This is a genomic window from Gallaecimonas sp. GXIMD4217, from assembly GCF_038087665.1.
GTDB lineage: Bacteria > Pseudomonadota > Gammaproteobacteria > Enterobacterales > Gallaecimonadaceae > Gallaecimonas.
This window is the reverse complement of record NZ_CP149925.1, coordinates 2067649-2081040: the sequence shown is the minus strand read 5'-3', so window position 1 is coordinate 2081040 and position 13392 is coordinate 2067649. Positions and strand designations below refer to the sequence as shown.

The window sequence follows — 13392 nt, the reverse complement described above, 5'->3', positions numbered from 1 at the left end:
CTGCTGTTGGCGATCGGATCGGGGTCCAGGCGAGCTTGTCATGCCATCAGACCCGATCCAACGTGGTGTTGGTTTCGGCCCCGGTGGCGGGGGACTTTATCCCAGCCACCAGGGCTGACAATATCGCTTCTGGCTCATGTGAAATCCTTGTTAAAGCAGGGGCTTGTACTGCTAGAATGGGACACATTAAGGGGATACCCGTACGGGGTCAAGCCGTGGACGACAAGCCCGTTCTCAACATCCGCAAACTCACCTACCGCAGTCAGAGCCATGGCGACAAGTACTTCGCCCGGGTGGCCACGGTGGCCAGCCAGCTCGGCGCCAGGGATCTCGGCTACCGGGTGGTGCGGATCCCGCCCGGCAAGCGCGCCTGGCCCTTTCATGCCCACCTCAACAACGAGGAGATGTTCTTCATCCTGGAAGGGCAGGGCAGCCTGCGCCTGGGCGATGAGGAACATCAGCTGGAAGCCGGCGACTTCGCCGCCTGCCCGGCCGGCCCGGACGGCGCCCACCAGATCATCAACACGGGGGAGCGGGAGCTGGTCTACCTGGCGGTTTCGACCATGAACCAGCCGGACGTAATGTTGTATCCTGACTCGGAAAAATACGGCGTGGTCGCCGGTGCCGCCCCGGGCGGGCCGGCCGATGAGCGCAGCTTTGCCATTTTTGGACGCCGCCACCAGGGCGTGAATTACTGGGACGGAGAATAATGAAAAAGATCTTCTGCTTGCTGACATTGCTGGTGCTGTGCCTGCCGGCCAGGGCCCAATTCGACGGCCTGGCGCCGGCCGTGGACAGGCTCAAGGCCGCCACCCTCAACGGCCAGGTCAGGGAACTGGTGGCGCTGATGCACCCCAGGGCGATCCGCAACCAGGGCGGCGAAGAGGCGGCCCTGGTCAAGGCCGAGCGCAGCCTGGCGGTGATGAAGGCCCAGGGCCTGGAGCTGGTGTCCTTCGAGGTGGACAAGCCGGCCCAGTTCTACCCGGCCAAGGACGACTGGGTGGCCTTCCTGCCCACCGTTACCAGGTATAAGGGCAGTGACCGCGAGGTCACCAGCAGCAGCTACCTGGTGGCGGCCCGCCCCAAGGCCGGTGGCGACTGGCGTTTCGTGGACGGCGCCGGGGTAGAGCTGCCCCAGCAGCTCTACAATTTCTTCCCCGGCCTGGTGGAGGGGATAGAGATCCCGGAAAAACACAGTAAAATCCGGGTCATTTCTCCCTGGACACCGAAACAACCATGAAATTGCAACAATGGCAGGGCCAGTGGCAGGGCCACAAGCTGGAGGTCCACTGCCTGCCCAGGCTGACCCTCACCGAAGTGCGGCTGCTGGTGGACGGCGAGCTGCGCGATCAATCCACTTTGTTCCGGGCCTTCAAGAGCCACCGGCTGCTGGCCTGGGCCAAGCCCGAGGCCGAGCAGGGGCTTATTCAGGTGGACTGCTGGGAGGTTGGCGACGGCAACGGCCTCAAGGTACAGGTGGACGGCGAGGTGCTGGAAGCCAGCGCCGGCAGCGCCCCGGCCCAGCCCGCCAACCTGGCGCTGCTGAACGGCCTGCTGTCGGGCCTGGGCGCCTTCGTGCTGCTGGCCTTCTTCATCCTGGTCTTCAACCTCATCGACCAGGGCTGGCCCCTGCAGCAGCTGCCGTCGCCCTGGCCGGCGCTGATTTTCGGCGCCGTCATGGCGCTCTTCCACGGCCTGGACACCCACAGGCGGCGAAGTTTCCGCGACCAGCTCAGCAAAAAGGCACCTTGAGGTGCCTTTTTCATGTCAGAGGATGAACACCAGCCCCAGGCTGCACAGCCCGAACAGGGCCAGGTAGGTAACGATTTCCTTTGCCGAGAGCAGGCCGTCTTTCTTGTCGCTTTTCATGACCATTCGAAGCAGTGGGAAGGAGCCCTTATGTTAACGATTTCAGGCGCTTTCGAGAAGGCGTAGCGACCTGACCGGCGGCGAAACAAGCACCTGTTCCGGGCCCCGCTCCCGGCTCTGCCAGGGGCCACGGTAGCTGACCCGGTAGTCGCCCGGTTGGTGGAACGGGAACAGCAGCGCCAGGTCCACCTGGACGCTGTGGCACTGGCCCGGCGCCAGGCTCAGGTAGTCGTCGTCATCGGGCTGGCCGCGCTTGATCATCGGGCCCTGGTAGTCCAGGGGGCCGGACGGGCCCGCCACCGCCACGAAGGGCGACAGCGGCCCCTCCAGGGGCGTATACCAGCAAAGCACGGACAGCGGCACCGGGCCGGTATTGGTGATGGCCAGGGTCAGCATGATGGGCTCGCCCGGCAAGGCGCTGTCCGGCAGCGAGAAGGTTATCTTCAGCATAAAAAGAAAGGGCGGCTTGCGCCGCCCTTGTTCCTGGAGCCCTTAGGGAAGCACCGGGGTGTTTTCCGCAAAGTATTCGTGGCTGTCGGCGTTCTGGATCGCCTTGTTGGGATCGCTGTCCGCCAGGGCCTTGGCATTGGTGTGACCGTAGCCCAGATCGTCGGTGCCCGCCACCACGTTGAAGTGGCTCAGCTCGTGGACTATGGTGCCGGCGCGGGAGTCGGTGCCGGTGTTGGGGGCGCTCCAGAAGGCGGAGCACAGGTACACCACGTACGGCTGGGTCGGGTAGACGTAGGCGAAGTACTGCTTCTTGCAGGAACAGTCGAAGGTCAGCGGCTGGTTGTCGATGGCGTCCTTGATGGCGCTGAAGTTGTTGGTGACGGTGTTCCAGCGGCCGGCGTCGTAGCTGCCGAACCAGGTGTCGTAGCGCACCGAGGAGGCCGGGCTGTTGTGGCCCTGCAGGTAGTCCAGGGCGTCGGTGGAGATGGTGCCGGCCGCGGACAGGGCGGTCAGGATCTCGGACTGCTGGCTGTTGGAGCAGCGGCCCTGGAAGCTGACGCCGTCGGTGCTGCCACCGCCGTCACCGCTGCCGGGCTTGCCCTTGTTGCTGCCGGCGCCCTTGAATTCCAGGCCGTCGACCCACAGGGAGACGGTGTTGGACTTCATCTCGGCCAGGCGCTCGGCCTTCTTGGCCTGGCCCTTGTTCTTGATCAGGCCCATGGCTTCGACGTCGTACTGGATGTCGTAGCTGCCGGACTCGGACAGATCATAGTAGGCGGACAGCTCCACCTGGGTGTTCAGGCTCTCGCCCGGGGCCAGCTTCACGTAGTCCTTTTCGCTGGGGGCGGGGCGCTTGTAGTGGGGGCCCTGGTAGGGCACGGCCTGGCCGTCGCGACTGATCTTGAAGATGCCATCTTCCAGGCCGTCGGCCGGGGTGTACCACTTCAGTACCTTGATGGGGTGCTTGGCGGTGTTGGTCAGCTTCAGGCTGACCACCACGTCCTGGCCTTCGCCGACGTACTGGGCCGCTTCCAGGCTGGCTTCGATACCGCCCTGGGGCTGGGCGTTGACGGCGCCGGTCAGGCCGCCCATGGCCAGCAGCACGGCCGCGGCTGTGGTTGTTTTGGTCATTGTGTGTCTCTCCCTTAAGGGCTTGTCAGTGTTGTTATTTTTTCATCAGAGCCGAATACTTATCAGCTCTGTAACGGGAATGTAACAAAAAGCGGCCACCGGTATAGAGCATTCTTTTCGGTTTGAGAGGAGGTGGCGCCTAGTGGCAATGGGGACGCGAGGGGAGCCGCCGTGGCCGTGGTGACATTCGCTTACGCCGTCTTGTCGCTGCCCTGGGGTTTGGCGTCCTGTTGCCGCGGTTTTGTGCCTCGACAAGGCGGCTTCTCGGCCTGGTGCCGGTGGCCCGGGGGGATGGCCAGGGCCTGCATGGGATGAAGCAGGGCTTGGCCGCAAAGCAGCGCCTCGAGCGGGGTCGTCTTCATGGTGCCGGCTCCTGTGGCAATGGCAGCTGCCAATAAGGCATACCGCATAAAAATCCTGATGTATACAATTTTGCAACATGGCCGGGCGGGTGTGAGCAAGGGCGGAACTCGGTATACTGGATGCAAAGCAAGAAGTGACGGCACTCCATGACATCGGCAACGCCCATCGTTCACAAGACCCGCACCCACATGGTGGTGGAAGCCCTGCGGGAGATGATCCTGTCCGGCCAGATCAAGGCCGGCGAACCCCTCAGGCAGAGCCAGCTGGCCGAAAGCCTCAACGTCAGCCGGATCCCGGTGCGCGAGGCGCTGTTGCAGCTGGAAGCCGAAGGCCTGGTCAAGTTCGAGGCCCACAAGGGCGCCACCGCTACCGAGCTGTCCGCCGCCCAGGCCGAGGAGCTGTTCCACATCCGTTGCCTGCTGGAGCCGGATCTGCTGGCCCGCTCCATCCCCCACCTTACCGAGGAGCAGCTGGCCCACTCGGCGGCGCTGCTGGTGGAGCTGGACGAAGCCCTGGAGGCCAGCGCCTCCATCCATACCTGGGCCGATCTCAACAAGGAATTCCACCTCAGCCTCTACGTGGGTGCCGACCGGCCCCAGACCCTGGAGCTGGTGCAGACCCTCAACACCCACGCCGACCGCTACATCCGCCTGCACCTGATGCGCGATGACAATGTGCGCCGGGCCAAGGGCGAGCACAAGACGCTGCTGGACGCCTGCCGCGACAAGGACATCGACAGGGCGGTGCGGCTGCTCAGGGAGCACATTGCCGAGGCCGGCGCCGAGATCGTCGCCCTGATCGGCAAGCGCCATGTCTGAGCATCACTGGCATCCCGGCCAGCTGGACGAGCAGGGACTGCTGAAGGTGCCGGCCAGCCTGGTGTTCATCCTTGTCTGGTTGATGCGCTACCCGCTGCTGGCCCTGGGCTCCCTCACCGGCGGCGGCAGCGGCGGCGACTTCCTGGCCCGCTTTGCCCCCGATTTCGCCCATTTCTGGCCCTACCTGCTGCCGGCGGCCCCGGCCCTGCTTTGCGCCTGGCTGGCCAGCCTGCGCCGCCAGGACGCCAAGGCCTGGCTCTGGGCCCTGTGGCGCTGGCAGGGCTGGTTGCTGGTACTGGGGCTGCTGGCCGACTTCACCCTCATTGCCATCGGCATCCAGCGCAGCCACGGCCGTTTCGACTGGCTGGCGGCCATCCAGATCATGGTGTCGGGCTGGGCGCTCACTTACCTGCTGACCAGCAAATACCTGCCGCTGTTGTTCCGGGAAAGGCCGGATCCGCGCTTCAGCGAGCAGGACAAAACCGACTGATGCTCTCATCCGCCCTGCACATGGTGCTGCATTTCCTGCTGCCCGCCCTGGTGGCCCGGCTGGGCTTTCGGGCTCACTGGCGCCGGGCCTGGCTGATCATGGTGGCCACCATGGCCGTGGACATCGACCACCTGCTGGCCGAGCCGCTGTTCGATCCGCTGCGCTGCTCCATCGGCTTCCACCCCCTGCACCAGTACCCCATGGTGGCCCTCTACCTGGGCCTGACGCTGTTCCGGCCGACCCGGCTGGTGGGACTGGGCCTGGTGATCCACATGCTGCTCGACGGCCTGGACTGCCTGAAACTGATCTAGCCTTTCTCCGTCCTCTGCCTGCAATACCGGCTCCTTGGCTGTCTAATCCCTGGGAGGTCGGCATGTGGGCACTCTTTCAACACGGCGCCGATATCGGCGTGCGCGGCAACGGCGACAGCCCGGCCCGGGCCTTCGAGCAGGCGGCCCTGGCCATGACGGCGGTGATCACCGAGCCGGAGCGGGTGCAATGCCTGGAGGAGATCGAGGTGCGCTGCCAGGCCCCGGATCTGGAGCTGCTGCTGGTGGACTGGCTCAACGCCCTGGTCTACGAGATGGCCGTTCGCGGCCTGCTGCTGGGCCATTTCCAGGTGAGTATCGACGGCCACGAACTCCACGGCCTGGCCTGGGGCGAGCCGGTGGATGTGCAGCGCCACCAGCCGGCGGTGGAGGTCAAGGGGGCCACCCTCACCGAACTTCAGGTACGTGAAACGGCCCCCGGCCACTGGCTGGCCCAGTGCGTGGTGGACGTTTGAGCGGAGGTACCCATGAACATCCAGAAACTGGAGCGTATCGACGATTGCGCCTGGCAGATCCCGGCCCGGGGACGGATGCGGGTGCCGGGCATCATCTACGGCACCGAGGCCCTGCTGCTGGACATGGACGACAAGGTCCAGGAGCAGGTGATCAACGTGGCCAGCCTGCCCGGCATAGTCCAGGCCTCCTACGCCATGCCGGACGCCCACTGGGGCTACGGCTTTCCCATCGGCGGGGTGGCGGCCTTCGACGCCGAGCAGGGCGGGGTGGTCTCCGCCGGCGGGGTCGGTTTCGACATCTCCTGCGGCGTGCGCTGCCTGCGCACCGGCCTGACCCGGGCCGAGCTGGCGCCGGTCAAGGCGGAGCTGGCGGATCTGCTCTATTACAGGATCCCGGTGGGGGTGGGCAGCCAGGGTGCCATCCGCCTCAACAGCAGGGCCATGGATGCCATGCTCAGCGGCGGTGCCCGCTGGGCGGTGGCCGAGGGCTGGGGCAGTGCTGCCGATCTCGCCCATATCGAGGAAGGGGGCTGCATGGCCGGGGCCAGGCCCGAGGCGGTATCGGAGCGGGCCAAGCGCCGCCAGCGCGACGAGATGGGCACCCTGGGCTCGGGCAACCATTACCTGGAGGTGCAGGAAGTCACCGAGATCTTCGACGCCGAGGCCGCCGACGCCTTCGGGCTTCGCCAGGGCGAGCTGGTGGTGTTCATCCACTGCGGCTCAAGGGGCCTTGGCCACCAGATCGGCACAGAGTTCCTCAAGACCATGGCCATCCAGGCCGGCCAGCACGGCATCAGCCTCCCTGACCGGGAGCTGGCCTGCGCCCCCATCAACTCGGAGCTGGGCCAGCGTTACCTGGGCGCCATGCGCGCCGCCATCAACTGCGCCCTGGCCAACCGCCAGATCCTCACCCACCTGACCCGGCAGGTGTTCGCCCAGCTGTTCCCGGGCATCGAACTCAGCCTGCTCTACGACGTTTCCCACAACACCTGCAAGGTGGAGGAACACCAGGTGGACGGCCAGACGCGGCGCCTGTTCGTGCACCGCAAGGGCGCCACCCGCGCCTTCGGCCCGGGCCGGGACGACATGCCCGCCGTCTTCCGCCACATCGGCCAGCCGGTGCTGATCGGCGGCTCCATGGGCACCGCCTCCCATATCCTGGCCGGCAACGAGGTGGCCCGCAGCCACTCCTTCGCTTCGGCCTGTCACGGCGCCGGCCGCGCCATGAGCCGCCGCCAGGCCTTCAAGACCTGGCAGGGTGGCCCGCTGCTGGACGGCCTGCGCGAGCAGGGCATCCTGGTGCGCAGCCCCTCGTCCCGTGGCGTGGCCGAGGAAGCCCCCGGTGCCTACAAGGACGTGGATGTGGTGGTGGATGCCGCCCACCAGGCGGGCCTGGCCCGCAAGGTGGCCAGGGTGGTGCCCCTGGTGTGCATCAAGGGCTGAGGGGAGCTAGCTGGCGTTTCTGAGCGAGGCGTCGAGGATCTCGAGGAAATGCACCTGCCTGGCCCGGCCGTTCTTGTCGGAGGTATGCTCGGCGCCAGGATCAGGGGCCTTATCCACCTCGAAACGCACCTTGTCGCCGGTGCGGATCCGGTGTTCCCGTTGGCCGGTGTCGATATTGACGGCGTTGAAGTAGTAGGTAGCGCCCTTGGCTTCGATAAAGCCATAGGTATGGATCCAGCGGCTGACCTGACCTTCCAGGACTTCGCCTCTGCCTTGCTGGCCAACGCCCTCGCGGAGGCTGACATAGACCTGCTCCGGGGAGTTTTCCTGCACGGCCAGCAGGTGGGTCTGGGCCTTGACCAGCTCCTTGAGGGAGTGAAAACCATAGGAGCGTGGATCAAAGGCGGGATCCAGCTTCTTCAGCTGGCTGCCGAGGACGCCCAGGTAGATTGACTCATCGTCGTTTTGCCCGGCCTGGACCGCCTTGACCAGCAGGCGCTCGACGCTGATCTCCACCTTGTCGGACGGCTCCCTGGCCTCGTCGCTGTGTTCCAGCAGATCCCGGTACACGAAGTGGTGGCAGGCCCGGCGCAGGCGCTCCGGGGTGTTGCGCTCGCCTATGCCCATCATGAACAACCCTTTTTCACGGATACGTTGGGCCAGGCCATGGTAGCCGCCGTCGGAGGAGACGACGCAGAAGGCATCTATCCTGGAGTGGCTGTGGGTCAATTCGATGGCGTCCATGATCAGGGCGTGATCGGCGGCGTCCTTGCCGTTGTTGAACTGGTGCACCGGCCTGGCGCCGTGTTCGAGCAGGGGCTGTTGCCAGCCGCCTTGGGCCGGGTTGGTCCAGTCGGCATAGACGCGCTTGATGGCAATATCGCCCTTCTTTTCCACTTCCCGCAGCACGGCGGCCAGTTGCTTGGGGCTGGCGTTCTCGCCATCCACAAGAACCGCAAAGGTGTAGTTTTTCATGGATACATCCCTGTTTTGTTAAGGCCGGTACTGCCGACCTTAACGGCACAGTAGCGGCCGGTGCAATGGCCCGCCGGCAAGTTCGATGGGCATTTTACAGGTAATCGCTTATGGCCTGGGCCTCGCAGCTGGCCTTGGCGGCCAGGGCCGCGTCCTGGGGCCGTTCGGCCTTGAACAGCAGCCTACGCGCCAGCATCGGCAGCGCCAGGCGGGTGGCCAGGGCGGCCTTGACGCGGCGCTCGGTGGAGGGCAGTTCGCCGGCGCCTTCCAGCCTGGCGTTGGCGGCGCGGTTTTCGGCCACCATGTCGGTCAGGGCGATTTTGTGGCTGGCGTCCAGGGCCTGGGTCATGCGGGTGAGCGCCTGCTGCTCCGCCGGCGTGGCCACCTTGGCCAGGGCGCGGATCCCGGCGACCGGCATGCTGTCCGGCAGGGGGTGTTCGGCAAAATAGGCATCGGCCAGGGCGTCGATGTCCGTATAGGGCAGGTTCTGGGGCTCGACCCTGGTCACCGCATGCCAGTGGGCCTCGGCGAAGCTGAGCCGGCCGTTGCCGTCGGCGTCGGCGCCCTTGGCCTTGAGGGCGGCGAAGAAGTGGCGCAGGTAGTCGTCGGAATGACGGATGGCCTCGGCGGACAGCTGGCAGCCGGAGGCGATCACGTCCGGATGGGCGGCGTAGAAGCCGCAGCTGGCGGTGTTGGCGAAGCGGCCGCTGTGGCAGGCGCCGCTGATCATGACCAGATCCTGGCCGTTGACGGCGGCCCTGAAGTCGTCTGGCGTCATGGGGGTAAGCTTGCCCCACAGCGGCGAGCCGAAGGTGTTGGAATGGCCCACCTGCACCAGCAGGGTCCTGGCGTCCGGCTGGCGGTTGAGGGCGCTGAACAGGGTGCTGAAGCCCGCCTGGCTGGCGGGCAGATCGGCGTTGATGTCGGCCTTCTTGAAGCGGATGGCCTTGCCATCCTGGTAGCTGGTGTCGTTGGCGCCGACGCCCGAGCCATGGCCGTAGAGCACAGTGGTGCTGGCATCCTGGCCCTGCAGTGGCGCCAGGCTGGCCCCAATGTCCTTGATACGTTCATGGATGAAGAGGCTGTTGCGCATCGGTACGGCGGCGCTGCCCCAGAGCACCAGGTTGCGCTTGGCCAGGGGCAGGTCGGTTTCGCGGCCCAGTTCGATAAGCGGGTCCTTGGCCGCGGCTGGCCGGCCAAGGGCCAGGTCGACGAAGTATTCCAGGTTCCAGTTGGCCACGAAGAAGTCGTGGTAGGCGGAAACGGGCGCCAGGGCGGGGTGATCCGGTTCCGGGCCGGCCGGCGGCATCATCACCTGCTCCGAGTAGCGGGCCCGATTGATGTCGGCGGACTCGGCGATATTGCCGTAACTGAGCACCTCGCCCTTCCTGACCAGGGCCACGGTCAGCATTTGCTGCCAGCCTTCATGGCCGGGACCGTATTCGCCGCGCATCTGGGCGGTGATGGCCGGCGCCAGGGCGGCCTTGTCCTTGCGGACTATGGGAAGCTCCAGCGTCGTTTCCGGGCCGCCCGGTCTATAGGCCAGCGAGCTGCCGTAGCCGCGCTTCTTGGCCGCTTCGTCGAAGAGGGCGCAGCTGTTGCACTGCTCGCCACTGATCAGCCAGATCTCGGTATTGCCGAGGACTTCGGACGGGGACGCCATGGCGGTCAGCAACAGGGCCAGTTGGGGGTACATGGTCACTCCTTGGATCAAAATACAATCCGTTGTCGCCAGGGGCGGCGAAGCATGGCGGCAATGACACCACATCGGCCGGAACAGGCCAATGGCTTTGCTTAATTATCAGCGGCTTAAATTGTAACCTTGTCTTAACGATGGGAGCGGCTTGCCTGCCCGGCTGGTGGCGCTACAATAGGCGCCCCGTAAAACACAGGAGTTCAACATGGCCACAGCCAGTGCCTATCACATTCTGGTCAAGACCCGCGAAGAGGCGGAGAAGATCAAGCAGCAGCTGGACAAGGGCGGCGACTTCCGCCAGCTGGCCAAGAAGCACTCCCTGTGCCCCAGCAAAAAGCGCGGCGGCGACCTTGGCGAATTCCGCCAGGGCGACATGGTCAAGCCCTTCGACGACGTGGTGTTCAAGAAGGAGCTGCTCAAGGTGCACGGCCCGGTCAAGACCAAGTTCGGCTGGCACCTGATCAAGACCGTCTACCGCTCCAACTGAGCAAGGGCAGCCATGGCTGCCCTTTTTACTGCCCGGCCTTGCGGCTAGCCCCCAGGCTCTGCAGCAGCATGGCCACCTGGGCCAGCAGCACCAGGGTGAAGGGAATGGCGCCCAGTATGGCCACTTCCTTGTTGAGATCCACATCGTTCTTGAGCACCAGGGCCGCCGTGATGGCCACCAGGATCAGGCTCCAGGCCAGCTTGGCCCTGAGCCCGGTGTTGCCGGTGAGCATGCCGGTGACATAGACGGCCGAATCGGCGCTGGTCACCACGAAGGTGATCAGCAGTGCCATGGCGGCCAGGGCCAGCAGCTGGCCCTGGGGCACCAATTCCAGGAAGGCGAACAATCCCTGTGTGTAGTCCCGGTTCACCGCCGCCACCAGCTGTGGCAGGGCCTCGGCGTCCAGGGCGCTGCCGCCGAAGGCGCTGAACCAGAGGATGGAGGTCAGGGTCGGCGCAAAAATGGTGCAGAGCAGGAACTGGCGCACCGTGCGGCCGCGGCTGATGCGGGCGATAAAGGGGCCCACGAAGGGGGCCCAGGCGATCCACCAGATGAGGTAGATCACGCTCCAGCCCTGGCTCCATTGCCGTGACGCCTCGTCGATGGAAAAGGACAGCGCCGGCAGCGCCTGGACATAGGCCAGGGTGGAGCCGGCGGCCCTGGCCAGCACCTTGAGGGGGCCTGCCCAGAGCACCGCCAGCACCAGCATCAGCAGCACGAAGGCCAGGTTGAACTGGCTGAGCCGCTTGATGCCCCTGCCCAGTCCAAGGGCGGAAGACAGGGAAAAGGCGGCGGCGATCAGCACCAGCAGGGAAAGCCGAAAGCCCACGCCGCCCATGGCAAAGTCCAATGCCTGTTCCAGGCCGGTCTGCACCAACGCGATGGTGTTGGCCAGGGTGCCGGCCAGGCCGAAGACAATGGCCAGCACCGCCATGAAGTCGAGCAGATCGTAACGACTGGCACCGCGCCTGGCGGTGAAGCTGGCGGAGATGTTCATCACCCGGCCGCGGTTGAAGGCGAACCAGGCCATCACCAGGCCCGCCATGGCGTAGATGCTCCAGGCGTGGCTCCCCCAGTGGAAATAGGTCAGGGCCAGGGCGGTGTCCTTGGGGGAGGGAGCGTCGGCGGCGAAGGCGGGCGGATTGGCATAGTGGTAGAGGGGCTCGGCCACCCCCCAGAAGATGAGTCCGGAACCCATGCCGGCGGCGAACAGCATGGCCAGCCAGCTCGCCAGCCCGAACTCGGGCAGGGCATCCTCGCCGCCCAGGCGCCGCCGTCCCAGCGGGCTCAGGGCCAGGCCCAGGCACAGCAGCAATAGTGCCGACGACACCAGGATAAAGGCCAGATCGAAGCGGGTGATGGCAAAGCGGCTCAGGCCGGACGCCAGGGCCAGCAGCTCGGCCGGCCAGATCAGCATGGCGACGGCGGCAAGGAGGCAAAGGGCCAGGCTGAGCTTTTCCTTGCTGAACCTGGGGTGGGCGTTGGGGAATCTGGGCATGGGCCGTCCTGGGTAGCGCAAAGGGCCATGATAGCGGTTTTGGGCGTTTCGAGCAGGGGGCTCTTGGAGCCCCTGATCCGGCTACGGCGCGTCTCACCCCCTTGAGCGCCTCGGCCACTGGATTGCGCTGCGGTGGGCCCCATGACTCCACAACACGGCCTTGACCTTGAATTCAACGCGGTATTGCTGGGTGCGTTTTCCTGTCTTGTAAGCGGGCATCGTCAACCTCAACACCATGGTCAAGAACGGCGAGAAATGGTGCGAAAAAACGCCCTGATCTGTTGACTGAACACCACAGTCACTTGTTAGACGCTCATCAGCTAAAGATGGCGTTGTTTCCCAAATCGTTGAACCATTCCGTGTTGCCGTGATCTGATCCGCGTCGCACTCACGGGAAACAACGGATGGGCAAGGCCAGACACAAGATCAGCAACTGGGCAGCGTACAACCGCGCATTGGTCAACAGGGGGTCATTGACCGTCTGGATGGACGAAGCCGCCATCCGTCATTGGCGCTGCCAGCAGCACCACGGTGGCCGGGGGCGAGGTTTTGAGTACAGCGATACCGCCATCGAGACGGCGCTGATGCTGAAGGGCCTCTTCAACCTGCCGCTGCGGGCCCTGGAGGGCTTTATCAACTCCCTGTTTCGACTGATGGATGTGCCGCTGTCCTCGCCCAGCTACAGCTGTATCAGCAAGCGTGCCAAGACGGTGACTATCCGCTATCGCCGGCGCAGCCAGGGCGACATGACCCACCTGGTCATTGACGCCACCGGCCTCAAGGTGTTCGGCGAAGGGGAGTGGAAGACACGCAAGCACGGCAAGGAGAAGCGGCGCGTCTGGCGTAAGCTGCACCTGGCAGTGGATGCCGACAGCCATGCCGTCGTTGCCGCCGAAGTCAGCCTGGATAAGGTTGGCGACAACGAAGTGTTGCCTTTCCTGCTGAACCCGCTTCGCCGTCGCATCGAACGAGTCAGTGCCGACGGTGCCTACGACAGCAAGGGGTGCCATCGGCTGGTAATGAGAAAGGGCGCCAGGGCTGTTATTCAACCGCGCAAGACAGCAGGGTTCTGGGAGGATGGCCATCCCAGAAACGAAGCGGTGGCGGCGCTCAAGGCCGGTCGCCTTGATGACTGGAAAATCCGCAGCGGCTATCACCGGCGTTCCCTGGCAGAAACGGCGATGTCCCGCTACAAGCAGCTGATTGGCCCTAAGCTGAGCCTGCGCGACTACAACGGCCAAGTCGGCGAGGCGATGGCCCGGGTCGCGGCGTTGAACAAGATGACGGCCTTGGGCATGCCGGTCAGTGAAATGGTCCAATAACCCCGGTCGGGGTTGGGGAACGCAGGCCCTGGGGGTGAATTGCTCAACAAGGCCCAACAAGGCCTA

At 65.1% G+C, this 13392-nt stretch carries 16 protein-coding genes; 10 read left to right on the top strand and 6 right to left on the bottom strand.

The features are described 5' to 3' along the window. Positions 1 to 215: 215 nt before the first annotated feature. The 3 genes from WDB71_RS10220 to WDB71_RS10210 are packed head-to-tail and all read left to right on the top strand — an operon-like array spanning position 216 to position 1752. The gene (locus WDB71_RS10220) at positions 216 to 710 is read left to right on the top strand and encodes a cupin domain-containing protein (RefSeq protein ID WP_341501477.1); all 495 of its coding nucleotides are present in this window, start codon (positions 216 to 218) and stop codon (positions 708 to 710) included. Further along, complete coding sequence (locus WDB71_RS10215; protein WP_341501476.1) at positions 710 to 1240, top strand: hypothetical protein; 531 nt, start codon at positions 710 to 712, stop codon at positions 1238 to 1240. The genes WDB71_RS10220 and WDB71_RS10215 overlap by 1 nt, the downstream gene beginning before the upstream one ends. Next, complete coding sequence (locus tag WDB71_RS10210; RefSeq protein ID WP_341501475.1) at positions 1237 to 1752, top strand: hypothetical protein; 516 nt, start codon at positions 1237 to 1239, stop codon at positions 1750 to 1752. The genes WDB71_RS10215 and WDB71_RS10210 overlap by 4 nt, the downstream gene beginning before the upstream one ends. Positions 1753 to 1911: 159 nt before the next feature. Here WDB71_RS10210 and WDB71_RS10205 read toward each other — a convergent pair whose 3' ends face one another. From WDB71_RS10205 to WDB71_RS10195, 3 genes are all read right to left on the bottom strand, one after another. Next, positions 1912 to 2319 carry a hypothetical protein gene (locus WDB71_RS10205; protein ID WP_341501474.1) on the bottom strand — a complete coding sequence of 136 codons (408 nt, stop codon included), beginning with the start codon at positions 2317 to 2319 and terminating at the stop codon, positions 1912 to 1914. A gap of 42 nt (positions 2320 to 2361) precedes the next feature. Further along, positions 2362 to 3450, bottom strand: a complete 1089-nt coding sequence (locus WDB71_RS10200) for a M35 family metallo-endopeptidase (protein WP_341501473.1) — start codon at positions 3448 to 3450, stop codon at positions 2362 to 2364. 191 nt (positions 3451 to 3641) lie between these two features. Next, positions 3642 to 3812 (bottom strand): hypothetical protein, encoded by a 171-nt coding sequence (locus WDB71_RS10195; RefSeq protein ID WP_341501472.1) that lies wholly within the window; start codon positions 3810 to 3812, stop codon positions 3642 to 3644. A gap of 147 nt (positions 3813 to 3959) precedes the next feature. Here WDB71_RS10195 and WDB71_RS10190 point away from each other — a divergent pair, with 147 nt between their 5' ends. The 5 genes from WDB71_RS10190 (at position 3960) to WDB71_RS10170 (ending at position 7348) form a co-directional block, all read left to right on the top strand. Continuing rightward, positions 3960 to 4631, top strand: a complete 672-nt coding sequence (locus WDB71_RS10190; RefSeq protein ID WP_341501471.1) for a GntR family transcriptional regulator — start codon at positions 3960 to 3962, stop codon at positions 4629 to 4631. Continuing rightward, complete coding sequence (locus WDB71_RS10185; RefSeq protein ID WP_341501470.1) at positions 4624 to 5121, top strand: DUF2919 family protein; 498 nt, start codon at positions 4624 to 4626, stop codon at positions 5119 to 5121. Before WDB71_RS10190 ends, WDB71_RS10185 begins: the two co-directional genes overlap by 8 nt. Then, positions 5121 to 5432, top strand: coding sequence for a DUF6122 family protein (locus WDB71_RS10180; protein WP_341501469.1), 312 nt, complete (start codon positions 5121 to 5123; stop codon positions 5430 to 5432). Before WDB71_RS10185 ends, WDB71_RS10180 begins: the two co-directional genes overlap by 1 nt. 62 nt (positions 5433 to 5494) lie before the next feature. Then, positions 5495 to 5905 carry an archease gene (locus WDB71_RS10175; protein WP_341501468.1) on the top strand — a complete coding sequence of 137 codons (411 nt, stop codon included), beginning with the start codon at positions 5495 to 5497 and terminating at the stop codon, positions 5903 to 5905. 12 nt (positions 5906 to 5917) lie between these two features. Next, positions 5918 to 7348, top strand: coding sequence for an RtcB family protein (locus WDB71_RS10170; RefSeq protein WP_341501467.1), 1431 nt, complete (start codon positions 5918 to 5920; stop codon positions 7346 to 7348). Between the two features lie 6 nt (positions 7349 to 7354). Here the strand turns inward: WDB71_RS10170 and WDB71_RS10165 are convergent, their stop codons facing one another. Beyond that, positions 7355 to 8323, bottom strand: coding sequence for an NYN domain-containing protein (locus WDB71_RS10165; RefSeq protein WP_341501466.1), 969 nt, complete (start codon positions 8321 to 8323; stop codon positions 7355 to 7357). Positions 8324 to 8417: 94 nt separating this feature from the next. Continuing rightward, complete coding sequence (locus WDB71_RS10160) at positions 8418 to 10019, bottom strand: hypothetical protein (RefSeq protein WP_341501465.1); 1602 nt, start codon at positions 10017 to 10019, stop codon at positions 8418 to 8420. A gap of 205 nt (positions 10020 to 10224) precedes the next feature. On the opposite strand from WDB71_RS10160, the gene WDB71_RS10155 reads away from it, so the two are divergent. After that, positions 10225 to 10506, top strand: a complete 282-nt coding sequence (locus WDB71_RS10155) for a peptidylprolyl isomerase (RefSeq protein ID WP_341501464.1) — start codon at positions 10225 to 10227, stop codon at positions 10504 to 10506. Positions 10507 to 10531: 25 nt separating this feature from the next. Here the strand turns inward: WDB71_RS10155 and WDB71_RS10150 are convergent, their stop codons facing one another. Next, on the bottom strand, positions 10532 to 12004 hold the full coding sequence (locus tag WDB71_RS10150; protein WP_341501463.1) for a BCCT family transporter: 1473 nt from the start codon (positions 12002 to 12004) through the stop codon (positions 10532 to 10534). 404 nt (positions 12005 to 12408) lie between these two features. On the opposite strand from WDB71_RS10150, the gene WDB71_RS10145 reads away from it, so the two are divergent. After that, positions 12409 to 13326, top strand: a complete 918-nt coding sequence (locus WDB71_RS10145) for an IS5 family transposase (protein WP_341501462.1) — start codon at positions 12409 to 12411, stop codon at positions 13324 to 13326. The last annotated feature ends 66 nt before the right edge of the window (positions 13327 to 13392 follow it).

Coding starts and splice junctions, on each gene's coding strand:
- WDB71_RS10155 (WP_341501464.1), top strand. CDS start 10,225: ATGGCCACAGCCAGTGCCTATCACATTCTGGTCAAGACCCGCGAAGAG.
- WDB71_RS10150 (WP_341501463.1), bottom strand. CDS start 12,004: ATGCCCAGATTCCCCAACGCCCACCCCAGGTTCAGCAAGGAAAAGCTC.
- WDB71_RS10190 (WP_341501471.1), top strand. CDS start 3,960: ATGACATCGGCAACGCCCATCGTTCACAAGACCCGCACCCACATGGTG.
- WDB71_RS10170 (WP_341501467.1), top strand. CDS start 5,918: ATGAACATCCAGAAACTGGAGCGTATCGACGATTGCGCCTGGCAGATC.
- WDB71_RS10145 (WP_341501462.1), top strand. CDS start 12,409: ATGGGCAAGGCCAGACACAAGATCAGCAACTGGGCAGCGTACAACCGC.
- WDB71_RS10185 (WP_341501470.1), top strand. CDS start 4,624: ATGTCTGAGCATCACTGGCATCCCGGCCAGCTGGACGAGCAGGGACTG.
- WDB71_RS10195 (WP_341501472.1), bottom strand. CDS start 3,812: ATGAAGACGACCCCGCTCGAGGCGCTGCTTTGCGGCCAAGCCCTGCTT.
- WDB71_RS10200 (WP_341501473.1), bottom strand. CDS start 3,450: ATGACCAAAACAACCACAGCCGCGGCCGTGCTGCTGGCCATGGGCGGC.
- WDB71_RS10205 (WP_341501474.1), bottom strand. CDS start 2,319: ATGCTGAAGATAACCTTCTCGCTGCCGGACAGCGCCTTGCCGGGCGAG.
- WDB71_RS10165 (WP_341501466.1), bottom strand. CDS start 8,323: ATGAAAAACTACACCTTTGCGGTTCTTGTGGATGGCGAGAACGCCAGC.
- WDB71_RS10160 (WP_341501465.1), bottom strand. CDS start 10,019: ATGTACCCCCAACTGGCCCTGTTGCTGACCGCCATGGCGTCCCCGTCC.
- WDB71_RS10180 (WP_341501469.1), top strand. CDS start 5,121: ATGCTCTCATCCGCCCTGCACATGGTGCTGCATTTCCTGCTGCCCGCC.
- WDB71_RS10210 (WP_341501475.1), top strand. CDS start 1,237: ATGAAATTGCAACAATGGCAGGGCCAGTGGCAGGGCCACAAGCTGGAG.
- WDB71_RS10175 (WP_341501468.1), top strand. CDS start 5,495: ATGTGGGCACTCTTTCAACACGGCGCCGATATCGGCGTGCGCGGCAAC.
- WDB71_RS10215 (WP_341501476.1), top strand. CDS start 710: ATGAAAAAGATCTTCTGCTTGCTGACATTGCTGGTGCTGTGCCTGCCG.